This window comes from Paenibacillus sp. J22P15 (genome assembly GCF_056269345.1).
Map to the genome: position 1 here is coordinate 92,525 of NZ_JBWDNT010000006.1, position 24,212 is coordinate 116,736.

Below are 24,212 nucleotides of genomic sequence, written 5' to 3' on the forward strand. Positions count from 1 at the left end.
CTCTGTTAAGCTGATGTAATCAGCTTACCCGTTTAATACTACTTCAATACTTTAACAACTACAACTGCAGCTTCAGTGAAATCAGATACTGAGTTGTCAGAACCAATTACATAAAGGTTGAAGTCTGTACCAATTACTCCGCCATCAACAGATGTAATTGCACCAAAAGTATCAACTGTTAGGTTGTTATCTTTGTCTAGTGCATATACAACAGTGTTAGGAGTAACGATGTATTTAACTTCATCAGCAGTAAATGTGCTGTTTGAAGATTTTACAGCTGATAGATCTTGTACTGGAGTAACTGTGCTTGTTTGCTCAGTGTATTTACCGCCCACAAGTTTATCCAATGTTACTACTTCGTATTTGTCGTCAGCAGTAATAGCGTTAAATACTGTTTCTGTAACTGCGAATGGAGTAGCTGTTCCTTTTACATTCAATGAAACAATGTATGAAGTCGTGTTGCCTGAAGCTTCAACATATTTGCTGATGAATGTACCACGAACTGTTGATTCTGTGTTTGTAGCATCTGAATCAGATACTAGAACAACCAATTCAGCAGTTACTAGATCAGTGGAATTTAGAACAACTGATACTACATCATTTTTAGTAACTTTTGCAGCCGATGATACAGCAATTTCATCGTTTGCACGGTTCGAAGCATCCAAGTATACAGTGTTGCTGTTTACATAGTATGTCGAATTAGTAGTTGTAGTAATTGTTGTAGCAGTTACATCCTTAACAATAGGACCAGCAGCAGCTGTTGCAGTTTGTACAGCAGCTTTAGTTACTTTACCGTCAGCGTTGTAAGTCAACTTAACGATAGAGTTATCAACTACAGTACCAGTAAGATCAGCATCTTTCAGGTAAACTACGATGTTTTTGTTCTCTTTAGCAGAGAATAGGTCAAGCTTGTTGTAAATAGGTTGAGTTACTTCATTGTTTTCAATGATTGCAACTTTATCTACGTTCGTTTTAATTGCTACTGCATAGTTGCTTGAAGTGCTTGCAGATGCAGCTTTTGAGCTTGCAATCTTGCCTTCATGGTTCAGCAACAATGAGTATTCGTTGTTCAATGTCAATCCAGCGAGTCCAGTAATAGCTTCATACTCTTTACCAGCTACTGTATAGATTGCTTTAGTTCCTTCAGTCTTAACTTTTTCAACTTTACCAGTAACTACATTACGAGTAGCTTCAAGAACTACAGCATTTGTTCCGTTGTATACATAACGGATAATGTCGTCTTCTTTGATTTCAGCTACAGTTGCAGCAACGCCGTTAAGTTTGATTGATGTTGTTTCTTTAACGCTCACAGAACCATTTGGTTTTAGGTTGAAACGAGCATCACGGAAAGGTGTTTTTGCATCAAAGCTTGAAACGATTTGGTTGTCAGTGTAGTTAACTACACTAACGTATTGTACTTGGTCATCAGCATTCAAGAACAAAGTAGCTTTCTCGCCAGCAGCAAGATTACCGCCAAGTGATGATGTTAATGAGAAGTTTTTAGTGAACCCTAGGTATTTAGTGTTAGGTACAGTTGCGTAAGTTTTAGCGTTTTTATCAGTAAGATAAACGCTATTAGCTACTGTATCAGCTGCAGCATTGCTGTTGTTTTCAAAAGCAATGATTTTTCCAGCATCTTGTGCATCAGTTACTGCAAGAACTTGTTTTTTGTCTTTTGTTTTAACAACTGTAACCGTGTGACCTACTAGATCAGCAAGAGCTTTTCCACCAGTTACTACGAATTTATCAGATGTTTTAACAAGAACACCATCAAGTGAGATTTCTTTGTCTTTTGTAAGGTTTGCTGCTGAAACTACAGCTTTCGAAGTTTCACCGATTTTTGCAACAAGTTTATCACCGTAGCTAATAACGTCGCCGTTAGTACCACCGTAAGTAACTGTTTGCGTGTTGATTGTGTTTGAAGTCAATTCAGCTACAACACCACGGTTCGCTTTCGTTCCAGTTGCGATGTCTATGCCATCGAACAGGTTAAGATCTTGAGCTTGGAGTAGGACGTTATAAGGCCAAGCACCAGACAATTTTTTGTCTTGGTAGCCAAGTGCGCGAGTCATGATAGCTACAACTTCTTCAAACTTAATGCTGTCAGAAGGACGGTAGCTACCATTGTAGCCTTGGATAAATCCTTTAGTAGCTGCTACATTGATATAGCCAGTGTACCAAGCATTTGATTTAACATCTTTGAAACTTGGTTTAACTCCTTGCATCAAAGCTGCAGCGTTTGAGTTACCTGTAGCAACTACGATAATTTTCGCAAGTTCTGCGCGAGTAATCGTGTTATCAGGCTTGAACGTGCCATCCTCATAACCTTGAATGATTCCTAGTGCTGTTAGTTCTTCAACAGCTGATTGTACTGGTTTGCCCACTACATCAGATGGTGTTGCTGCAAAAGCTGGAACGGATAATGGAAGTACTAGCGCAGAAGCTAGCACAAATGCTGCTATTTTTTTCTTCATAACCTTTATTTCTCCTCCTCTAAATACGTGCGGTTGTTGAGAGTTTTGTTTAAATAGTGAATTGCTCTTTTCCCTCATAGCCGATTCACCCCCTTTCCAGAGTTGAGCATAGATTTGATATAAATGATGTCTACGATTATGATAAACCCATTTGTAAGATCATGTCGTAGAAACTTGTAAAAAATGCGAGAATACTGCTAGAGTCACGGCACCACTATAACATTATACAATGGGCAGGTCGTACCGTAAAGAGGAAGTTGTGAATTCATTCCAATTTGTTTCCAGCAAGAGTAAGTCTCGCGCATCAAATCATGTGTTTGTTACAACGTCATGTATTTAAACGCACGCGACAGTGAAAAGTTGCGATGTTCTGAAAAAAAATTTAAAAGTTTTTCTCTTCTTGTTTTTCCACGTATGTATACCCTGCTGCTTTATCATTGGTCACTCTGACAGTATAGCTTGTTTTCATAGAGCTCGTCGATGCAAAACATTTTCCATGGATAATCTTTCTCCTCTATATATGAAAAGAAAGGACTGACCAAGCGGTCAGCCCCCACTTCACTCCCTACTTACCATAAATTTTCGGCAGCTTCCCTAAATCAGCCATAACTCTAGCCATTATTATTGCGGCATCACTGCGCAAAAGCTTAGCCTTCGGTTCAAATACAGATCCAGCCTTCGGTTTGCTCACATCAATCGGCATACCTAGAATAAAGCCTTTTTTCTGTATTGCGAGAACTGCTGGGATCGCGTAATAATCAAAGCTCCCTGAGTCTTTGAACGCCTTATCCAGCGCTGACTTTGCTTTTTGTGCATTGGTCTCCATCTTCAGGTTCAATGCTCTTGCCAAAACAACTGAAGCATCTTGACGAGACAAATCTACATCTTCATCAAAGAATCCTGGTCTAGTACCGCGAACAAATCCTGCGCGAGCAGCTGTTTCGATGTAACGGTAGTCATAAATGGAATTAGCGTTATTCGCATTTGTAATCGTCTCCGGGTAGTAAGAGAAATGCAGATCTCCACCAAAGTTGAGCGGAATATCCAGCGCTCTTATAATCATCCGAGTGAATTCCCCACGAGTTACATAGCGATCTGCCCCGAAACTACCAATTGGATCAACAGCATTCATTACACCTTTCGAATAAATGGCCTCCATAGCTTCTCGTGCATAAGGGTGATCGTTAATGTCGTAATATCCCCGAGTAAGCTTAACTACAACATAATACCCGAATTTAGTAAATGGAACGGTAACTGTATGTTTTTTCTCATCTACAACACCACCGATATTTTCCCATGTACTGTAATAAGGATCAAAACGGAATACAGTAATCGTTGTTCCTGCGCTTTGCGACACGTTAGCATCATACGACAATGTTAGCTTGCCTGGTGCTGATGGAACAAGTTCCAGACCAAACTTATTCCAGCGTTTCGCGAAGCTGTCTGATGCTTTGCCCACTACGTTCGGGAACGGGAATGGATCAGTTCCTGTTGTTACGGGATCATATAGCGGCGAGGATGGATCAGGATTATCCGCCTGCCCGCCATCTATCCAGAAGAGCGGACTCGCTTTAATAAACTGTCTAGCTTGATCTTGGAATCGGTAGCCAATGTGCAGGTTACCCTCAGCCAAACTATTTGCCGAATAGTTCGGCGGTTGACTCTCGAACTCATGGCGATCTACAATTCCATCATTTGGGCTCGCGATCGCAAACAAAATATCATTATCGCTGTATACTTGTCCTGAATGATTAGACGACGAATTGTAAGTAGGTCGAACCAGCTTGCTCTTGCTAGCAAACGAAAGGACAAGGCTGTTGTTAAACACTTTATGTGAGCTTTGCATTTTTTGCAAATACTGTGCACCAGGAATATTCGCCGGCTGGTATACAACTTCAAATGAATCTTTAATCTTGTCCTTGCCGCGTGTTATCGTAAATTCAATTTTACTTGGTTTGTTAGGCTTTACATCTTTAACTGTAATACTAAATGCATCAATTAATTGCGTCGTACTCTGACTGTAATCGATGAACTTCACTTTTTTAGCAGCTTCTTTACCAACTACAATTGACTCAGCACCTGGAGAAGCGATAATGACTTCAACATAGTTTTGGTTAATGATTCGCTTCTCTTTGAGAGGTGCCAAGATCGAGTATGGAATCGAAGTTGCATCGATTTCCATGCGATAGGTTGCGCGCGGACCAGCCTCGCCACTATTAAACACTGTTATGCTATAGACCTGTGAACTTCCATCTTCAGGCATCTTTTGGTTAATAATTTTGAAGTAGAAGTATTGACCGTCTACATCATAGAAGAAATCAATTTTCGCATCTGCTGTTGATACGTTTTTGTCATTGCCATTAGCATCTAAACCTGAATTATATGGTTTTGTTGCAAATTCCGGCAATGGAACTCCGTTTTTAGTCGGAGTAAACTCCCTCGTTAGATCCCATTTAATATCTGATTTCCAATTTGGTGATGAAATTCGTACAATGTATTGTCCTTGCGTTGCACCTAAATTTTGATGACCGGTTTGGAAATAGTTTTCATCGCCAAGATCGATGAAATCAAATGTTCCGTATACATTTAGCCTAGCTTCCTTCGTTGTATAAACGCTGCCTTGCTTAGGGAAATTAGCGTCATTTGGAAGCGGCTTTGACAAATTGGCACTGTAAGGGTAAACCCCATCCGTATCTGGAGCTGGTATTACTGGTAAATTCGTCGGTACAATACTGAATTTAAAAGTACTCTCATAATTGTTTTTAGCTGTACGGAATACGAACTTCACATTGTTCTCCCCAGCTTTATTGAGAATATTGAAAATAAAAGCCGCAGTTTTAGCTTTTTCAGCGCTAGTGCCTAAAGGCTGAAACTTCGTTTTGATTGAAGTCTTTTCAAGCGGGATCTCTACATTGTTAATGTATAAGAATACAGACTGTTTAGCCGTTCCCTTATCATCATAGACAACATCCGCATCATTCGCTACATTAAACAGTTGACCACTAAACATACCCAACTTGTCGAGCAAAGTGATTGGATCAGTTTCTCTTACCGAATCGTAATCCACCTTCATGCCTTCAACTAAAGTATCGAACTTCACATACGGTCCATACAATAATTTAGCAATGATTGTTTTAACTTCAGCAGTAGCTCCGGCCGGGTCATTTAGCTGGAATGAAATTGAATTCGTTCCGAAAGTCGGCAGCTTATTAATTTCAATAAACAACCGCAAAAACGGAGTAGATTGGTTATTAACGGTACGATAAACAACCTCGGAATGTTTGATTTGTGTAAATCCAGAGTCTAGAGCCCCTTGCTCCTTGCTGTTGATCTTAAATAGGTTATCGTATGGAGCAGCAAGCCCGCCATAATTGCCAACGAGCACTTCTACTCCCATAGGCATAGAATAAACATTAACACCGTCACTCGGAATATCTGTTCCCTGCAGCCCTTGAAGTCGACCTGCATTTATTGGTGTTGTATTCATAGACGGATCATAGCCTGATAAATAATTGATATCGTAAATATACGCTAAGCTATTGTTACGCACAGCGAAAGGTATCCAACTCGAGCCTTGCAGAGCACTGCCATTAGGCGCTATAAAGCGAATCTGGTTGGATTTATCAAACGTAAGTGTTGGCAATTTATATTTATAAGATACCGTAATGAATTTAGTGGTGTTATCAATGGCTGTAGGCGTGTAGGTCACTGATCCTACAGTCGGTGCTATCGTTACTGCAGATGATCCACCCTGCTTCAGCTCTACGCTTAGCATTTTTTCAAGATTTGCTGCAGTTACGTCTACTATTTCCGTTTTATTTCCATCATTATTAATATCTGTTACATCATATAATGGAAGCGGTACGATGACGTTACCAGATACATTAATCGCTTGTACACCAGTTGCATCTGTTGAGAAGTTCAAATTCGGCTCCAAGACAGCCGACTGCGAACCTGTAAACATTTTCAGATCGTAAAATGTCACTTCACCGTTGTAAAACGCAATCTCACGTGTCGTCTCCACAACTTGTCCATTATTATGTACCTTCAAAACGATCGTGTTGATCCCCTTCTGAATACTTAGCAAAGAGGTACTGAATCTGCTGTCGCTGGTAGCTGCAGAGACATTGAACTCGTAGCTTCTTCCATTAATAACCACTGTTACTTTCTGTGCATTTGGCGCTTTACCGGAAATAACAATTTCACCAGTTTGCTGTATGATAGGTGCCGTGGAATAAAGCATCGTCGGCTGGTCTTCCGGCATTACATAATCCTTGTTCTCGAATGTAGTTTTAAGATCGTAAAGCATAGGACTATTGCGATATTGAATATAGATTGATTCACTAACTGTTGATGTACCTGATATTCCTTTAAATGTGATTTTATTCAATCCCGGAAAAAGAGTTAGATTCGAAATTACGATGCTATTATCTCCGCTTGATGTGGAAATACCTGTTGTAATTTCTTCTGTTGTGTTCACTTCTTTCGGTTCTTCATTAGTCCCGTTCCATGTTACTTGTTTGACGTTATAGCTAATCGAATTACCGACCACTCCGTTAATCGTTCCTTCGAGCTTTATAGATTGACTGGATACAATTCTTGCGCTTCCAGGTGTGGCATTCTCATTTGGAAATAGGAAATAAGAGCCTGCGGCCGCAACTGGTTGTACCGCTCCAAGCGGCGGCAACAATGTAATTAACAATGCCAGTGTTAGCACTAATGAAACTAATCTTTTCAAAGCAGTGTTCCTCCTTTATGTATGTGTTGAGCATGGGTATTAGAATGATAGATGACCTAACGAATGTATAGCTTCCCTCCGAATAAATCTTCCTCCCTTTTACTGTTTAGTCAGCTTTCGTACATTTGCAGTTAGACGAGACTGACTGCAGAAAAGTTCTGTACTGTTGTTATCGGCTTTTGGCTCCCATTTTTTTAGACAATTGCTCCAATTAGAGCAAAAAAAAAGAGCTCTGATTCCATAATAGGATTCAGAGCTCTTTTTTATTTCGAACGAGATTCAGCATCCAGCTTGAGACGAAGCCTCATGCGGGCTAAAAAATTAATAAGCGGTTTGCGTGTTTTGTCCACAATACCTGTTATTTCTGCACCGATCTGCAGGAAAAACATTAGCATACAAATGACGGCAAAAGTAATCCAGTTCGCTGCGCTCGATTGCACGACAGCTGATTGTACGATTGCGAGTCCGCCGAATATTGCAGCTACACCCCAAATGATTAGGACGGTACGACGGTGGCTGAAGCCTAGATCGCGTAAACGATGATGCAGGTGTCCTTTGTCTGGAGCAAAAATCGGTTTTTTGTTAACCCAGCGGCGAACGATTGCAAAGAAGGTATCCGAAAGCGGAACGCCGATAATGAGCAGCGGAGTTACAAACGATACCATCGTTACCTGCTTGAATCCAAGCATCGAAAGCGTTGCTAAGCTGAATCCAAGAAACAGCGAGCCCGAGTCGCCCATAAATATTTTTGCGGGATGAAAGTTGAAGACAAGGAATCCGACAATTCCGCCAAGCAGCAATGTGCTTAACAGAATAACAGGTTGGAAGCCCATCAGAGATGCCATCACAACAATGGTTGCAATTGCAATTCCTGATACTCCAGCAGCTAGCCCGTCCAAGCCGTCGATCAGATTAATCGCATTCGTTACGCCAACGATCCATAAAATCGTAAGCGGAATGCTGATCCAGCCCGCAATCGGCTGCATCGTTTCACCAAACGGAATGTTCAGCAAGTCGATCTTTACGTCAAAGACGAAAACGACTACGCATGCTGCCGCGATTTGACCGATAAGCTTCACTTTTGCCGAAAGCTCGAAGCGGTCATCGAAAGCACCTAAAATAATAATCATCGTACCGCCGACTAGCAGCGCGTTGATCATGTTTGAATCCTGCGGACGGAGCAAGCCCTCCGGTATAAATGGCGATAAAATAAAGAATGCGCCTACGAATGCAATATAAATAGCTAGACCGCCAAGACGCGGCATTATGCGCGTGTGTACTTTGCGATGATTTGGTTTGTCTATTGCGCCTACTTTGAATGCAAATTTCTTAACAAGCGGCGTCATCGCAATGGCAAGAACTAGAGCGATTATGAACCCAATTGAATACAGCAAGCCTACCGGCATGTGTGCAACTCCCCTTTTCTCTCTACCGAAGTGAATTATACTCCGATTGTAAAGGAAACTCCAACCCCGTTTTCATCCAATTTTCATGGTTTTAACGAGAATTTCACGGTGTAGGTCGATGTTTTGTTACTTTTTCTTTGTCGCGAACCACTTTCACTACGAATTTCGGCAAAACAAGCATTCTTTTGTAGCGTTTCGGCTCTTGCAGCAAGCGATAAAACCATTCAAGACGAAGCTTCTGGTAAATTTCAGGAGCTCGCTTTAGTTTTCCTGAAACAACGTCAAAGCTGCCGCCTACGCCCATAATCAGAGGGACATTCAGCTTATGCTTGAATTTCACAATCCATGGCTCCTGCGTATCCGCTCCTCGAGCCACGAATAATAAATCAGGGGTAGCCGCACGAATCTCTTCTACTACTTCTTCATCCTGATCCGGGCCAAAAAATCCATTCCGATAACCTACGATTTTCACTTGAGGGTATTGCAGCTGCAGCTTCTCTGCCGCCGCTTCAATAATCTCCTGCGAGGTGCCAAGCAGATAGGCCTTCCATTTACGCGTCTCGCCTTCTTGCAGAAGACGATGCAACAGATCAAACCCTGTCACTCGTTCTGCAACTGGCTGTCCTACGTATTTGGCTGCCCATACAACTCCAGCTCCATCAGGCACGATAAGATCTGCACGTCGCATCATTTTACTGTAGCTCGGATCTTCGACGGCAGACATAATCATAATCGGATTTGCCGTAATCACATGCGTTACCCGTCTTGCTTCAATTTTTTCTATTAAGTAACTGACTGTCTCATCCATGCTCACCTTGGAGAATGGTATGCCGTATATCGGCACAGTTGGTATTTGTTTCGACAAGAGGAACTCACCTCGATATTGTATGACGCAGCAAATGTACAATTTGTTGCGCCGGTCTTTGCGATTGTTGTTTTAAAAGATCGATTGCTGGCTTGTGTGCTGCCTGCCAGCTCTCTTTGTCCGATAGCAGCAAGCAAGCTGCTTCTGCGAATTGTTCGGCATCAAGCTGCTCGGTCGTGCCGACGGCTTTGAGGCCTAATCGACCGAGAAATTGGTCGATCTTTGGGTCATAAGAGTAGCCAAGCATAGGAACCATTTGGCCTGCAGCATAGATAAGCGCATGGAGGCGCATGCCGAACAAAGCGTCGCACCGGCTGACCTCCAGCAGCATTTGCTGGGGGTCGTCGCCGGGCGCGGCAAGCTCGGCGGTGGAACCGTTGCCGAGCCGGCCGCGCAGCCGTTCCATCACCTGCTCCGACGCTTCTGTGTCGGAGGGGGTGTGGAACGGCAGGAAGCGCAGCCGTACTGGCATGCGCTTCGTCAGCGCGACTAGCGCTTCGGCGGCGCGCTCGAGATCGGCGCCGTCGCTGCGCCAGCGGCGCAGTGACACACCGACTAGCGGCGCAGCAGGAGGGCTAATCTTGGCTGCGGCTTGTCCAGAAGCTGCAGATGAACCAGCTGGAAGCAGCAAGCCCATGACTGGATCGGGCACTACATCGATCCGATCACCAGGAACGCCAATCCTCTCGAGCAAAGCGGCTGACTCCGTATCCCTAACGGATACATAGCTACTACGCTTCATCACTCCCCGGATGAGCGGGTCCATCCAGCGCCGATTTACAGGACCAATACCCTGAGAGTATGCGAACGTCGGCTTTCCGAGCAGCTGCGCCAGCTTCATGACACCTGTATAATAAGGAATCGTCTTCGTGCCTGTAGCGTCTTGAAGGAGGCTCCCGCCTCCGCTAATCAGACCGTCGCTTCCTTTCAACGCTTTGATCAAGTCCGCCGGATGCATACGTCGAACAGCTTCAACTCCATACATACGGGTCGTCCAAGCCGGATCAGCCGATAAGACAATCGGCTGAATTTGTACGCCCTGTGCCTTACCTTCTTCTTCTAATGCAAGCAAAATCGATTTGAGTACCGCTTCATCACCGCTGTTGCGGAAGCCGTAATAGCCTGAAATGACTATTCGACGAATTTGCGAATGATTGCTGGTGCCCATTTACGAATTGCTCCTTCCATTAGCTGCCACGCCAAAATCAAAATACAGCCGATAATAATACCTGTACCCAAGCCGAGCGCTACACGAATCATTGAAATGTGAAGCGGCGTGTGAAGATGCGCAAATGTATCCACCATCGTCAATTGACCAATAGAACCGACAATGACAAGCAGCCATGCTGCACGGTAGCGCAGTGCTAGGAACAGACCAAGCAGCAGCAGCGGATGACCAAGCATGAACTCTTTAAAGCGCGGTCGTACACCGAATGTAGACTCCAACCAGCCGCGAATAAGCAGCTCAATAGCAGGAGCTTGTCCACTATTTCCTGTACGAGACAAGTAATAAAACCCGATAGCACCAATGAAACAAGCTACGATAATCCACGTTAGAGTAATCGGTTGTGCTAGCAGCTTGCGCAGCTTCCCGATTGAAGTTTGTCCGTTATAGAAAAATACATAAATGGCTACCAATGCAATCGGCGCCAAATGCAGCACACTTACTCCGCGGAATTGTTCTAATACGAGATTGTACGTAATATTGTTCAACAATCCAACTATAATCGGCGCTCCCATAAGCGAGATTAGTGTCGCCACAATAAACCAATTCAAAGCTAAACCAAAACGTCTTCCAATAGACAACGCAGGGAAAATCCACTTCATGCGATTGCCGTTCTCATAGACAGCGCCTGACTGCTGAGGAGCCTGACCTTGCTGACTCCGACCTACCGACCATTTCGCTCCGCCAATAACACGACGTTCTCCGACTGTGCGGGAATAAATCCGGTTCATCACCCACACAAGAGCCAGAGTAGGAGCTGCAATCGAAGCACCTAATGCGAGCGCCTGCTCCATGAGCGAGCTGTTAAGCTTGTACAAACCTGCGCTGCCAAATAAACCGATAACAAAAACCGGAATATAGACACCAGGAATAAAAGCACCAGCCAACAACGTAATTAATGCGATTGCGCCAACGGCAACAATTGCACGTACCGGTTTGTTCCACGAAGGCTGTTCATAATCAAACGGTTTTGGTTTGCCAGGTGTAAAGCCTGCCTTCGAAAGCTTTTCTACTATACCGCCTTTTTCACTCATCGCCTCCGCGATTCGATCCAAAGAATGTACAACTTGAGCTTTATCCGTATTCGATTGGGCTGTCCCATTCAAGAAAAACATACGGATATTACGATCCTTTGCCGCTAGCAGAAAACGATCAGCAATCGCTTCTGGCTTCATCGTCATCCCATCGTTATCTGACAAAGAATATAATCTCACTACATTATAATTTGTAATATAAGCTAATTTATTTATGCCTTGCTGCGGTTTTTTCAAATTTTCGATAGTAGCAACGCCCATATCGTATTTTTTGAGCAATTCACCGAATTGATACAGGCTGTTGTCCATCGCTTGATCTGATGCGCCCTTTACTTTATCGCCTTCGAACAATACACGGTCAACCCCATATGTCTTCAATCTCGCAAGGACAGCATCCGTAGCAGCCTGATCATAAGGCTTAATACGATCAGAGAAACGCGGCAGTATATTAAACCCTGCATTATGAATCGTTTCTAAGGACATAGGGTCAAAATCCATTGTTTTCATAATCGCTTCTGAAATTGGCATTTCTACAACTAGACCATTACGGCCGCCGTATGACCAATCGCTGTATACAGCCTCTGAACGATCCAATGCCTCGCGCACGATTGGACCAATCATTTCTGCTTCTTTGGGTCCATTAAATAAAATATAAGTAAAGTTTTGACCTACCGGCTCGAACTTACTTTGCAGCAGCGCAGCATCTCTACTGCTGTAAAATGTCAGTCTGCCTGAAGTTTGTAAATCCTTCAGTGAACTTTCATAGACAGCCATCGTAGTAACACCGGATTCCTTCAGCATAGCCAGCTTCTCCGTTAGGAATTGCTGCGGCCTTGCCTGCTTCTCTGCAACTTCAATAACATCACGGTAATCAAACACATAGTCTACTTGCTTCGACGTCTTTTCCATTTCCATCCGAACGGCACCGAGCGGCAATGCTGCCGCTACTCCAAGTATTGCAATGATCCAAAGTACAAATCTTGCGCGCCGATTCCATTGCTGCCAACGTGAAAACACACAATTCCTCCGTTCTAAACTTGTTAATAATCGTTTTAATCGGTACGGTCTACCCGTTCCATAACGAAGGTCTTCAATGTTTGCAGCGCTTCAGCAGCATCATCCTTCGACTCACCCTTAACAGCAAAATAAACTTTGATTTTTGGTTCTGTGCCCGAAGGGCGCAGACAGAACCATGAACCGTCCTCAAGCAAATATTTCAATACGTTCTCTGGGCGTAGGCCATCCTGACCTTTGCCGTAATCGAGTACTTGCTCTACTTTAATGTCGCCGATTTCTACAGGCGGATTTTGACGCCAATCATCCATAATAGCGCCAATCTTCTGAACTCCGTCAAAACCTTTAAGTGTACGTGACTCCAAGCCTTCTAGATAGAAACCGAACTCTTTGTACAGCTCAAGCAGAACATCGTACAACGTCTTTCCTTGATTGCTATAATAAGCTGCAGCTTCAGCAATCAGAAGCGCAGCAACGATCGCATCTTTATCACGTGCATAGGTGCCCGTTAAATAACCGTAGCTCTCTTCATAGCCAAATAGGAAAGTGTGCTCACCCGTTTGTTCATAACGAGTCATCTTCTCTCCGATATATTTGAAGCCCGTCAGCGTATTCTCAACAGCTACGCCAAATGAACGAGCAATTTCAGCACCTAGCTCACTTGTTACAATCGTCTTGATAACAACGCCATTGTCTGGCAACTGCCCGCGTTCCTTCAACTGGCTAAGTACGTAATATACCATTAGCGCACCGGATTGGTTACCCGTAAGCACCACATACTCGCCCTCGTTATTTTTCACAACTGCGCCCATACGGTCCGCATCGGGATCAGTACCGATAATGATATCAGCATTAACCTGCTGTCCAAGCTTCATCGCAAGTGTGAATGCCTCACGTTCTTCCGGATTAGGAGACTTAACCGTACTAAAATATCCGTCTGGCTGCTCTTGTTCCGGTACGATGTGCACGTTTTTGAAACCGACCTTTTTCAATACTTCGCGCACAGGCATATTGCCTGTCCCATGAAGAGGTGTGAACACGACGCTGATTTTCTCACCGATTTCCCCTTTGATGAGATCAGCATTCAAGCTTTGAGCTACTACCGTGTCAATGAATTGTTGATCAGCATCATCGCCAAGCCAGCGCAGCAAGCCCTTAGCCTCCGCTTCCTCACGGCTCAACCTGTTCACTTCATCAAACCCCGCGATTTGACTGATTGCAGAAATAACCTGTTCCGCCTCTTCCGGAATAAGCTGGCAGCCGTCTGCGCCGTATGCTTTATATCCATTGTACTCAGGCGGATTATGGCTTGCCGTAATGACAATACCGCTGGATGCTTTCAGTTCACGCACCGCGTAAGAAAGCTGTGGTGTCGGGCGCAGCGCAGTAAATAAATAAGTAGTAATGCCGTTGCCCGCAAGCACAAGCGCTGCATCCAGTGCGAACTCAGGTGAGTAGTTGCGTGAATCATGAGCAATAACAACCGAAGGAGTTGATCCTTCAGCCGATCTGCCGGCAAGGAGCCAATTAGCAAGTCCCTGTGTCGCTTTACCGACCGTATAAGCATTCAAACGATTTGTACCTGCGCCCATCACGCCGCGCAAGCCGCCTGTACCAAATTCAAGATCGCGATAAAAACGATCCGTTATCTCTTTTTCTTGTCCTGCTATACCGCGAAGTTCATCCTTTGTTCCTGCATCAATAAGCGGATCATTAAGCCAAGCTTCATATTTATCAATAACACTCACATTTGTTGGATTCGTCATAATTAGCAGCCTCTTTCATTCATGAATTTATATTTATGAAGGATTAGATAACGCAAACATAAGCTCGCCTTCGGCAACGATTTGATCGCCAACCCTTGCTGTTCCTTGCCCTTTACCAATAGAACCCTTCAGTCTTGTAATCTGAACCTCAAGCGTTAATGTATCGCCAGGTTTTACTTGACCGCGAAAGCGGAATCCATCGATGCCAGCAAAAAAACCAAGTTTTCCGCGATTGGCTTCAATCATAAGCATCGCTACTGTACCCACCTGCGCGAGCGCTTCTACGATAAGTACGCCTGGCATAACGGGATAGCCTGGAAAATGACCCACAAAGTAAGGTTCATTCATCGTAACATTTTTGAGACCGACTGCGCGTACGCCTGGCTCAACCTCCAAAATCCGATCGATTAGAAGAAACGGCGGGCGGTGCGGAATAATTTCTTGAATTTGATTAATGTCCATCATTTTTAAAAAAAGCCCCTTTCAATAGTTAGGTAGTATAAAAAGTAACATTTTGTACGATACTATACATATCCCTCATAAACTGCAGTTTATGAAGGTTAAGATAAGAGGTTTGGCTGCTTGGACCCGAAGTGTCCTACGCCAAGCCTCTTTGTTCATATGTAGTGACTTGATTATCACGAATGTCCGGTTGGTGTCTCCGTTATATGTTTATTCAGCGCCCTAAACATCACGATATACATCATTGAAGTCACAAATGAGAAGGCAATGACCACCCACAAATAATAGTGAGCATTCGGAGCTTCAAAGAAAATAAGCATAATCGCCACATAGAAAAGCACGGTTGTCAGCTTTCCCATCCAATTGGCAGGAACCGTCTTTTTTCCTCGAAAGTGAAAATATAGTCCTCCCGCTATCATGCCCAAATCGCGCAAAAACATCGCTGCAGCCGCTGCCCAAGAAATATGACCGGATATAAGCAGCGATACAATAACCGTGATTAGCATAAGCTTATCCGCAAGCGGATCAAGCATCATTCCAACCACTGTAACTTGACCTGTTCTGCGCGCGATATAACCATCAAGAACATCTGTCACACCCGCAGCAACCATAATCAAAAAAGCAGGTATCATGTGACCTTCTACAAAAACAACGATGTAGACTGGAATGAATACAAAACGCAATGATGTTAATAGATTCGGCAGATTCAACTATTCACCGCTCCTCCACCTATTACTGACTGTCCACCATGGTTCCCAACTATTATACAACTACCTCCCATAAAAATAAAACTATCGCTATTCCTAACATGCTAAGTAATTTGTAGAAGCTAGTTCTAACTGACTATTTGCAATCTTTTTATGTTAACATTTCGTGATCGTTATTCACTTTCAACTTCTGTTTACCGTTATAAATAGAATACCAATTATTTTAAACAAGAAAGGACAGGGATGTAGTGAATTTAAGTTTACAATTAAGTAAGTCGTTGAAAGCAACACGCAGATGGCTTGTAGCTGCGCTCGCATTCGCAATTGTCATGACTTCAGTAACTGGAGTTGTAGAAGCTGCAGAAGATACGGTAACAGGCATTGATTTTACCTATGACTCGTCGGATTACAACAGCAGCACGTCATCACTGGAAACATTTGTTGATGATGATAAGGTCAATCTAGCGGTATTCGCGACCATTTCAGGGGATAAAAAGGAAGTTACAGCGGATGCAACATGGAAATCATCCAATACGGCTCTCGTCAAAGTGGAAAAAGGCGTATTAACAGGTGTGGGTAAAGGAACCGCAACGATAAGCGCTACTTATAAAGGCTACACGATCTCCATCAAAGCTTCATCAGATTATGTTTATGATTCCGTAACCCTGATGCAGAACGGAACAACGGCACCAACAACTACAGATATTGAAATTGATCAAAAATTAGCATTTACGCTAAACGGCTTGAAAGGAAGCGATGAGCCGAAAAACGTAACAGGTGACGCCGTTTGGACCTCATCCAACACTGAGATCGCAACAGTCGATGAAGGTGTTGTTACATTATTAGGTGTCGGAGCCGTTACAATCAAAGCCAAAGTAAAGGGAAAAGCTGATACCATTACAGTAAATGTTACCTCGCCATACAAATCAATTACGATTGATTCGGGCACTTCAGGCAACTTGGTCGAGCTCAACATCGGCTCCGATGACAAAACATTAACTGCATCCGTAGCCCCTAAGACTGGCGGCACGCTTGCGGTTACAAATGAAGCCAAGTGGACAAGCTCCAACGACAAAATAGCTACTGTCAAAAAAGGCGTAATCTCAGCGGTAAGCGCTGGTAAAACGACGATAACCGTATCATATAAGGGAGTGAGCACTTCTATTGATGTCGTCGTTCGTACTGTTTATCAATCGATTAAGCTCTCTCCCGAGAAGGAATACCATCTGCTGCTGCAGGATGAACCGCTGCAAGTTCGAGCAGATGTGTTAAATAATTCAGGTATTTCTTACAATATTACAAGCGAAGCCGAATGGACGTCCTCAAACGTCATCGTAGCTACCGTTTCAGCAGGTAAGGTTACACCTAAATCTGTTGGTACAACTAGAATTACGGCAAGCCATAAGGGCGTAAGCCGCAGTATAGAAGTTACGGTATATCCGAGTATTAATGAGCTTAGTGTAGAAGTAGAAACCATTGACGGTTTTACCGGGATCAGCGAAGCTCTTCCAATCGTGATGGCAACGACTTTTGATGGCACGAAGATTGATGTATCCAAAATCGTGACTTGGACTTCTGCAGATGAGAAAGTAGCCACCATTAAAGACAACGAATGGACGGCCAAATCTCTTGGAGAATCCGCTCTTACCGCAACTCTTCAAGGTCATAAAACGAGTGTAAAATTAATCGTGCATATGAAGCCCTTGAAATTGATTACTAGCGTAAAGGAACTTAGTCTTATTTTAGGAAAAGAAACACCTTTCCCTTCCGTAACCGTCGTTAATACGGACGGAGAAGAGGAAGATATTTCAAGCAGAGTGAAATGGAAAACCACATCAGAGGATATCGTGCTGAAAGAGACGACCATGAAGGGCTTAGAAGTAGGGAGCATCACGCTTACAGCCACTTATCTAAATAAGAGTGTAACTGTACGGGTGAAAGTAGAAGAAGAAATCGTCAAGCTTGTCGTTGATCCACTTTCTCTGGATCTTTACCCTGGCAGATCCAAATCGGTCAAGGTTACTGGTTACTACAAGAGCGGCAAGCAAATTTCACTAGGATCAAAAATGAATTGGGAATCAGGAAATCCAAACATTGCAACGGTTAGCGGTGCAACCGTTAGAGCCGTTGCCGTAGGAACGACTAAAATAACCGGTTCATATCAAGGCAAGACTGTCATTGTGCCGATCGTGGTATCACCGAAGTTGAAATCACTTGTCCTCTCAAGCAAATCGGTTAAGCTCAGCCCAGGAGGAAGTTATACAGCTAGTCTGCAGGCCAACTTTACGACCGGAAATCCGGCTAACGTTACCGATCAAGCGGTTTGGACATCTTCCAAAGCTAGTGTCGCAACTGTAGTCAATGGACGAATCATTGCGGTTGGCAAAGGATCTGCATCCATTAAAGCAACCTATTCAGGCAAGACCGTTACGATAAGAGTAAGCGTAAAGTAGCCCTGCATGCAGCAAGTGTTAGGCTAGTCTCATGACGAGTCTAACACTTGCTTATCAAATCGCAGCCGCAAAAAAAGGATTGCCCGCTATGCAGCAAATGCTGCGCAGCGGGCAATCCTTTTTTTATCATTAAGATTCAGCAAATACTAAATCATACAGATGTCGCCATGTAGCAAAGCTGAAAACCTCGTCCCCTGGCTGCTTACCTATCACGACATAACCAATGTACAAGCCTGCCACTAGCATAATGACCATTATTAATGGTACGATGCTTTTGCGTAAAAACCACAGCAGCATACTTACCCCTTTGGGCCGTTGCTTCTTATTGGAGCTCCCTTCGGCTTTCACGCGGCCACCGCGTTTCTGCCTTCCAGAGCCTCTCTCTTCCGCTTTACTATCGGTTCCCTTAGTATCAAGGTCCATCTGCTCATCGGCCATACTCATAAACATCATCCTATCCTTATGCGCGCAGTCCGTTTGTAAGACTCATCATCGTGTCACTTGACGATAACGCTCTAGCAGCCAATTGATAAGCGCGCTGCACATTAATAAGCTCGGTCATCTCGTCCGTAAGCTCGACATTGGATTGCTCCAAGTATCCCTGACGCAGCTCAATGTTGTTTTCCGAATTCGGTTCGATCAGCTGTACAACATCACCAACATTAATCCCGTTCGCAACAACAAACAGATTATCAGAAACCGCAGTCAACGCCGCAGGACGCGACGCTTGCAGCAGCTTAATGCTGCCTAGCTGGATCGTTTGCTGAGAAGATACCCCAAGTACCGTCCCATCCGGATTCACCTTTAAACTGTACCCTTGAGGTACTACGATATTGCCTTCAATTTCGTTTCCAGCCGTATCTCTTACGTTAGCTACTACCGGATAACCGTCTTCTGTTGCCAAAATCGTATCACCGTTTGCGCCCACCGTCAACTGAAACGCACCGTTGCGCGTATATGCACGGTTGCCAGCGTCGTCCACTTCCACCTCGAACAGCGCATTTCCCTCAATCGCAATATCCGTTTCCTTATCTGTCAACTGCATAGGACCTTGAGACAGATTAGGCTGAACCATTGTCATTCTCGAACCCCAGCCTTGTGTGAAATCCATTGGTGTTTTTCGACCAGGCTGATTGAAAGCCTCAGGTTGAACCCGAGCGTTAGTTAGAAGATCCTGAAACGTTGCTTCCTTGCGCTTGTAACCCACTGTATTGACATTGGCAATATTATCAGCGAGAAGATCCAGCTTCTGTTGAAGCCCATTCATCGATACCATTGCGTTAATCATAGAACTGTTCATGCTTTGTGCACCTCCGCTTCTTCAACCTAATGTTACACGCGACCGACTTCGTTGACTGCTTTGCTTAAGCTTTGATCATAAAATTGGATAACCTTCTGATTCGCTTCATAAGCACGGAGTGCCGACATTAGATCAACTGCCGCTTGCGCAGTATCCACATTAGAACGCTCTATGTATCCTTGTCTCACTTCAACACGCTCGTTCGGAGCGATAGCGACTGCTTCGCCATCCTCTCCAGCAAATCGGAAGCTTCCGTTCCCTTCACGTACAAGCTCGTTAGGATTATCAATACGGCTAATAAGCAGTTGAACGCCAACATCTTCCCCACTCGGATCAGTGAAACGTTGATCTGCTGTCAGAACCAGTCTGTCTAGACCAATACCCGCAGGCATCTGCACTGGCTGTCCGTTCGTCCCAAGGACACTCGACCCGTCACTTCCCATAAGGAAGCCGTCCTCAGTTAGCGTAAACTTCCCGCCTCTTGTATAACGAATCTCACCATTTTGATCCTGTAGTGTAAAAAAGGCTTGCGGCTGAAACGTAACCTCTCCATCCGGTCCAATATTTTTACCGGATGCGTCAAAGGATAACCCATCCATTTCAATGTTGGAGACCAATGCAAAGTCAGACGAATTATTCGTCTGTGTCAAGTCACCTTGCAAATGGATAGACAAGCTTTCTTCCGCAAATACACCGTTTGTCAGTTTCCCAATGTTCGGTATATTCTCTTTACCTACACCTGTCAATGACAGCATCACTTCCGGAAACGAACGAGTCACTGCATTGGTTTGTTTGTATCCAGGCGTATTTATATTAGAAATATTATTGGTAACCGTATCGTGTCTGCGCTGCTGAGAAATCATGCCCGACGCAGCGGTATACATTCCTCTTAACATCTTTGTTACCTCCTTAGTACTTCCAAACGATCCTAACTATATATGTTATCGGTTGAAAGCAAGGCTGTCTGAATAGCTTGTCCATGCGACCTTTGACTCATTTACGCCTCGGCTACGCCCCCCTAAGGCTCCCTACCCGCGCAAAACTTCAATTCCCAGGTCGCACACCGTCTTTACTTCTTCCCGAGCTTGTCCAAGTTATCTAGAAGGATTCCTGTTCCCTTAACTACGCAGTGCATCGGATCTTCCGCAATGAGTACAGGTACCTTGAGTTCTTCTGCTAGAAGCGCATCGAGTCCGCCCAGCAAAGCTCCCCCGCCTGTTAGAATGACACCGCGGTCAATAATGTCCGCTGACAGTTCTGGCGGCGTTCGCTCCAGCACCGTTTTAGCAGCTGTTACGATGGACATAACGGAATCCCAAAGGGCCTCGCGAATCTCGCCTGAGCGAATCGTTAGTGTAAGAGGCAGACCCGATACCATATCTCTTCCGCGAATATCGATTTCCTCTTGGCGTCCGCCATCAAGCACCGTACCGATCTTAATCTTAATATCTTCACTTGTTCTTTCACCAATTAGAAGCTTGTATTTATTTTTGATAAATTTCATAATTGCATCGTCGAACTTGTCCCCTGCAACTTTAATAGAGGAGGCAGTGACAACGTCGCCCATAGAAAGAACGGCCACATCCGTCGTGCCTCCGCCAATATCAACGACCATATTGCCGCTAGGCTGGAAGATATCCATTCCAGCCCCTATAGCAGCCGCTTTTGGTTCATCCTCAAGAAATACTTCCTTTGCACCGCTTCGTTCTGCAGCTTCACGAATGGCTTTCTGCTCCACTGAAGTAATGTTAGTAGGAGCACAAATAAGAATACGGGGACGGCTCAACCATTTCCGTCCCTCGACGCGATCAATAAATGCTTTTAACATAATTTCGGTAATCTCAAAATCTGCAATAACACCATCACGCAGCGGACGTATCGCAATAATATTACCAGGTGTTCTCCCTACCATGCGGTGAGCTTCCTCACCTACTGCCAGCACGCGCTTCGAATCGCTTTCAATGGCAACAACTGAAGGCTCATCGAGTACGACGCCTCTTCCTTTTACATGTATGGATACATTTGCTGTACCAAGATCAATCCCAATATCCTTGCTCCACATAAGGCTTAAGTCCCCCAACGAATAATAATTACTAAACGTACATTTGGTTCCCTTGACATGGAAACCGCTAACGTTTATTATTCGCCAAAAAAGACAAAATTCCTCTATAATTCGTGAAAAAACTTCAGGGTTTACCTGCAGCTAGTACTTCACGTTTCTTTGTGCTCGTTTTCTTATACTTTATCTTGGTTGCTTCCCCTCCCCTAAGATGTCTAATTGATTTGTGGTACTCGAGAATGTGCTTAACCTGATCGGCCAAATCGGGGTTTATTTCAGGAAGCCGCTCCGTTAAGTCCTTGTGCACCGTGCTTTTGGACACACCAAACTCTTTGGCAATCGTTCGCACCGTGTGCTTCGTTTCCACGATGCAGCGGCCTATTTTAATGGTTCGCTCCTTAATGTAATCGTGCACGTTCCCGCCTCCCTACTCGAGATAGTTTGGTACATTATATGAGTAGGCATCGTATATATTCGTTGTGGTCAAGCCTGACAGGCCGGAATGTGAATAAATTTTCATAAAAACGTAAAACAGGCAGGGAATTACTCCCCGCCTGTACGACTAAAGTCCTATTTTTATTAACGTGACGTTATTCTCAGCTCGTCTTACTCTGTGATCAATGAGCTTGGATTAATCGGCTTGCCGTTGCTTCTTGTTTCATAATGAAGGTGGATGCCCAGATCGCGTTCCAGATCGTTACGACCCGCTTTTGCGATGACAGTACCTTGGGTTACATCATCGCCCTCTTTAACTGCAACTTCCGCTAAGCTTTGGTAAACAGTCACTAGGCCGCCGGCATGTGTGATTTCGACTGAATTGCCGTTTGTCGGATGTTTCTCTACATAAGTAACCTTACCGGAAAGTGCCGCAAGTACATCGAACGCTTTACCGCTTGGGTCAACAAAGTCGATACCCATATGAGGAGAGAAAGTGTCTCCTGTCTGAACCAATGCTGCCTCGCGTTCTGCGTCGCTTGCTTTCGCATCGTAGAATGGAAGCTCTTCTTTCAATACTGTTTTGTCAGCAAGCGGCCAATGGATAGATTCGTTAGCAGCTATGACATCAAGTACTTCTTCATCCTCGCCTTGCGTTGCAGTATTCTCCCCTTGTGAAACTTCAGAAGGATCAGGTTTTCCCGTTACAGGCTTCGTTTGATCCGCCCCCTGATAGATCCACATTAAGGTTACGATAATTGCTGCCGCGGCCATGAAGATTGCTGGAGATACCCATCGCTTTGCAAAAAGGTTCTTCCATCCACTGCTAGATTTGGCGGCAGACGTTCCTCCCAGAACAGTTTTGGGAGTTTCTTCTGGACTTTGCTTCGGTTTACTTTGATTTTGATCATTCATTTTCTATCACCTCACTAGCCATTGTTGCCAGATCTGCTAGGTTTATACGTGAGGTTATTACAAATATTGAAAGAGTTTAAATTACGAGCGAGCTCCTAGTTTTTCCGATAGCTTTGAAGCTCGCTCCACTTGAACGCTAGAATAATAATATGAAAGAATAGCTTCGGCATTCTTCCCCGATTGCGCCATGCCATTGGCTCCCCACTGACTCATGCCTACTCCATGACCATAGCCGTACGTCGTTATCGAAATTGATTTCCCTTTAATGTTCCAAATGAATTGAGAGGAAGCAAGTCCTAGCTTCTCTCTTACTTCGCGCCCGGTAAAGGATGTTCCTCCTATCATAATCTTGCTGATTCGATTTCCTTCTGTCTTCTCTACTACACGAATAGCGGGATTGGCAGAGTTCTTCTTCTTCTCAACGCCAAGCTTGCTATAAAACTCATTTAAGGATAATTTTATCGTTTCTTTATACCTCGGCGAGAGCTCCTTGTCCCATGGACTTGCCACGCTTCGCAAATAAGGAATCTCTTGATTCCAATAGTCCTCCGAGTTTTCGGTATATCCGTTGCTGGTCGAGAAAAAAGCAGCCTCTATCGGCTCTCCTTTATATGTAATTACTTTACCTCTCGTCTGTATGATCGCTTGATCAAGTTTGCTCATTTTTGCCTTCTGCTCATCCTTAGGCCATTTTTTCGCAAGGTTTGCAACAGAAATATATACCTGATGGTCGGTGGTATCCGTCACATCTGCTCCCTTTACCGGGACTCCGCTGTCATTGCCGAGAAAAATTCTACGAATCATATACGTGCGTGCAGCAATGGCTTGCGCCTTTAACGCCTCAAGCTCGAAGTCAATCGGCATTTCCGCCGCTACTACACCACGAACATAAGCCTCAAGCGGAACCCGCTCAATCCGCTTCTCCTTCGTCAAGTAAATCCGAACAATAAGACGATCAAGTGTATCCGGCTTTTCTACTTGTGCTTCGTCACCGGTAGTTTTCTTGTTCGGCTGTTTGGAAGTACTACCCTCTGAAGACGGAAGCCACTCTAGGGGCTTATCCAAATCATCATCCAATGCACCTATTTCCGGCATCGTTTGAACACCATTTTGTACAGCTGCCATGTCCGTCAAAGACCGAGCAGCCTGCACATTACGCAGCTCATTGAGTGATAGCCTTACCAGCATAATGGATGCTCCCAGCATCGCGCCGATTGCAAATAAAGCCATCCATCTGCTTGTCCGCAAACGATCGATTATCGAAACTATGGAATGCTTCCCTCTTCTTTGTCTCATGTGCTCTCCTTCCATCTTGGCCTGAAAAAGAAGGAAGGAATCAGCTGTCGCCGACTCCCGCTC

17 protein-coding genes are annotated in these 24,212 nt (G+C 44.4%); 1 reads left to right on the plus strand and 16 read right to left on the minus strand.

The window, feature by feature from the left end:
* Positions 1-38 precede the first annotated feature (38 nt).
* The 9 genes from AC0YN6_RS15340 to AC0YN6_RS15380 all read right to left on the minus strand — a co-directional run bounded on the left by AC0YN6_RS15340 (position 39) and on the right by AC0YN6_RS15380 (position 15,694).
* Positions 39-2,474, minus strand: a complete 2,436-nt coding sequence (locus AC0YN6_RS15340) for an S-layer homology domain-containing protein (protein WP_475747871.1) — start codon at positions 2,472-2,474, stop codon at positions 39-41.
* Between the two features lie 565 nt (positions 2,475-3,039).
* Positions 3,040-7,212 (minus strand): S-layer homology domain-containing protein, encoded by a 4,173-nt coding sequence (locus tag AC0YN6_RS15345; protein ID WP_475747872.1) that lies wholly within the window; start codon positions 7,210-7,212, stop codon positions 3,040-3,042.
* Between the two features lie 263 nt (positions 7,213-7,475).
* Entirely contained in the window at positions 7,476-8,618 is a 1,143-nt protein-coding gene (locus tag AC0YN6_RS15350) for a glycosyltransferase family 4 protein (RefSeq protein ID WP_475747873.1), read from the minus strand.
* Between the two features lie 103 nt (positions 8,619-8,721).
* Positions 8,722-9,426 carry a WecB/TagA/CpsF family glycosyltransferase gene (locus tag AC0YN6_RS15355; protein WP_475748114.1) on the minus strand — a complete coding sequence of 235 codons (705 nt, stop codon included), beginning with the start codon at positions 9,424-9,426 and terminating at the stop codon, positions 8,722-8,724.
* A gap of 64 nt (positions 9,427-9,490) precedes the next feature.
* Complete coding sequence (csaB, locus tag AC0YN6_RS15360) at positions 9,491-10,651, minus strand: polysaccharide pyruvyl transferase CsaB (RefSeq protein WP_475747874.1); 1,161 nt, start codon at positions 10,649-10,651, stop codon at positions 9,491-9,493.
* A complete protein-coding gene (locus tag AC0YN6_RS15365; RefSeq protein WP_475747876.1) occupies positions 10,615-12,759 on the minus strand; it encodes a DUF5693 family protein in 2,145 nt (714 codons plus the stop codon). Before AC0YN6_RS15365 ends, csaB begins: the two co-directional genes overlap by 37 nt.
* Positions 12,760-12,794: 35 nt before the next feature.
* A complete protein-coding gene (locus AC0YN6_RS15370; protein WP_475747878.1) occupies positions 12,795-14,522 on the minus strand; it encodes a phospho-sugar mutase in 1,728 nt (575 codons plus the stop codon).
* A 33-nt stretch (positions 14,523-14,555) separates the two neighbouring features.
* The gene (fabZ, locus tag AC0YN6_RS15375) at positions 14,556-14,987 is read right to left on the minus strand and encodes a 3-hydroxyacyl-ACP dehydratase FabZ (protein WP_475747879.1); all 432 of its coding nucleotides are present in this window, start codon (positions 14,985-14,987) and stop codon (positions 14,556-14,558) included.
* A 173-nt stretch (positions 14,988-15,160) separates the two neighbouring features.
* Positions 15,161-15,694: a CDP-alcohol phosphatidyltransferase family protein gene (locus tag AC0YN6_RS15380; RefSeq protein ID WP_475747880.1), complete on the minus strand. Its 534-nt coding sequence runs from the start codon at positions 15,692-15,694 to the stop codon at positions 15,161-15,163.
* 245 nt (positions 15,695-15,939) lie between these two features.
* On the opposite strand from AC0YN6_RS15380, the gene AC0YN6_RS15385 reads away from it, so the two are divergent.
* Positions 15,940-18,144: an Ig-like domain-containing protein gene (locus tag AC0YN6_RS15385; protein ID WP_475747881.1), complete on the plus strand. Its 2,205-nt coding sequence runs from the start codon at positions 15,940-15,942 to the stop codon at positions 18,142-18,144.
* Positions 18,145-18,273: 129 nt separating this feature from the next.
* Here AC0YN6_RS15385 and AC0YN6_RS15390 read toward each other — a convergent pair whose 3' ends face one another.
* The 7 genes from AC0YN6_RS15390 to spoIID form a co-directional block, all read right to left on the minus strand.
* Positions 18,274-18,588, minus strand: a complete 315-nt coding sequence (locus AC0YN6_RS15390) for a DNA-directed RNA polymerase subunit beta (protein WP_475747883.1) — start codon at positions 18,586-18,588, stop codon at positions 18,274-18,276.
* Positions 18,589-18,604: 16 nt separating this feature from the next.
* Entirely contained in the window at positions 18,605-19,444 is an 840-nt protein-coding gene (locus tag AC0YN6_RS15395; RefSeq protein WP_475747885.1) for a flagellar hook-basal body protein, read from the minus strand.
* 32 nt (positions 19,445-19,476) lie between these two features.
* The gene (locus AC0YN6_RS15400) at positions 19,477-20,340 is read right to left on the minus strand and encodes a flagellar hook-basal body protein (protein ID WP_475747886.1); all 864 of its coding nucleotides are present in this window, start codon (positions 20,338-20,340) and stop codon (positions 19,477-19,479) included.
* Between the two features lie 173 nt (positions 20,341-20,513).
* On the minus strand, positions 20,514-21,506 hold the full coding sequence (gene mreB, locus AC0YN6_RS15405) for a rod shape-determining protein MreB (protein WP_475747887.1): 993 nt from the start codon (positions 21,504-21,506) through the stop codon (positions 20,514-20,516).
* A 124-nt stretch (positions 21,507-21,630) separates the two neighbouring features.
* On the minus strand, positions 21,631-21,918 hold the full coding sequence (gene spoIIID, locus AC0YN6_RS15410; protein WP_475747888.1) for a sporulation transcriptional regulator SpoIIID: 288 nt from the start codon (positions 21,916-21,918) through the stop codon (positions 21,631-21,633).
* Positions 21,919-22,109: 191 nt separating this feature from the next.
* On the minus strand, positions 22,110-22,853 hold the full coding sequence (locus AC0YN6_RS15415; protein WP_475747889.1) for a peptidoglycan DD-metalloendopeptidase family protein: 744 nt from the start codon (positions 22,851-22,853) through the stop codon (positions 22,110-22,112).
* Between the two features lie 81 nt (positions 22,854-22,934).
* Positions 22,935-24,149, minus strand: coding sequence for a stage II sporulation protein D (gene spoIID / locus AC0YN6_RS15420; RefSeq protein ID WP_475747890.1), 1,215 nt, complete (start codon positions 24,147-24,149; stop codon positions 22,935-22,937).
* Positions 24,150-24,212: the final 63 nt, after the last annotated feature.

Coding starts and splice junctions, on each gene's coding strand:
- AC0YN6_RS15340 (WP_475747871.1), bottom strand. CDS start 2,474: ATGAAGAAAAAAATAGCAGCATTTGTGCTAGCTTCTGCGCTAGTACTT.
- AC0YN6_RS15350 (WP_475747873.1), bottom strand. CDS start 8,618: ATGCCGGTAGGCTTGCTGTATTCAATTGGGTTCATAATCGCTCTAGTT.
- AC0YN6_RS15355 (WP_475748114.1), bottom strand. CDS start 9,426: ATGGATGAGACAGTCAGTTACTTAATAGAAAAAATTGAAGCAAGACGG.
- csaB (WP_475747874.1), bottom strand. CDS start 10,651: ATGGGCACCAGCAATCATTCGCAAATTCGTCGAATAGTCATTTCAGGC.
- AC0YN6_RS15370 (WP_475747878.1), bottom strand. CDS start 14,522: ATGACGAATCCAACAAATGTGAGTGTTATTGATAAATATGAAGCTTGG.
- fabZ (WP_475747879.1), bottom strand. CDS start 14,987: ATGATGGACATTAATCAAATTCAAGAAATTATTCCGCACCGCCCGCCG.
- AC0YN6_RS15390 (WP_475747883.1), bottom strand. CDS start 18,588: ATGAGTATGGCCGATGAGCAGATGGACCTTGATACTAAGGGAACCGAT.
- AC0YN6_RS15395 (WP_475747885.1), bottom strand. CDS start 19,444: ATGAACAGTTCTATGATTAACGCAATGGTATCGATGAATGGGCTTCAA.
- AC0YN6_RS15400 (WP_475747886.1), bottom strand. CDS start 20,340: ATGTTAAGAGGAATGTATACCGCTGCGTCGGGCATGATTTCTCAGCAG.
- mreB (WP_475747887.1), bottom strand. CDS start 21,506: ATGTGGAGCAAGGATATTGGGATTGATCTTGGTACAGCAAATGTATCC.
- AC0YN6_RS15415 (WP_475747889.1), bottom strand. CDS start 22,853: ATGAATGATCAAAATCAAAGTAAACCGAAGCAAAGTCCAGAAGAAACT.
- spoIID (WP_475747890.1), bottom strand. CDS start 24,149: ATGAGACAAAGAAGAGGGAAGCATTCCATAGTTTCGATAATCGATCGT.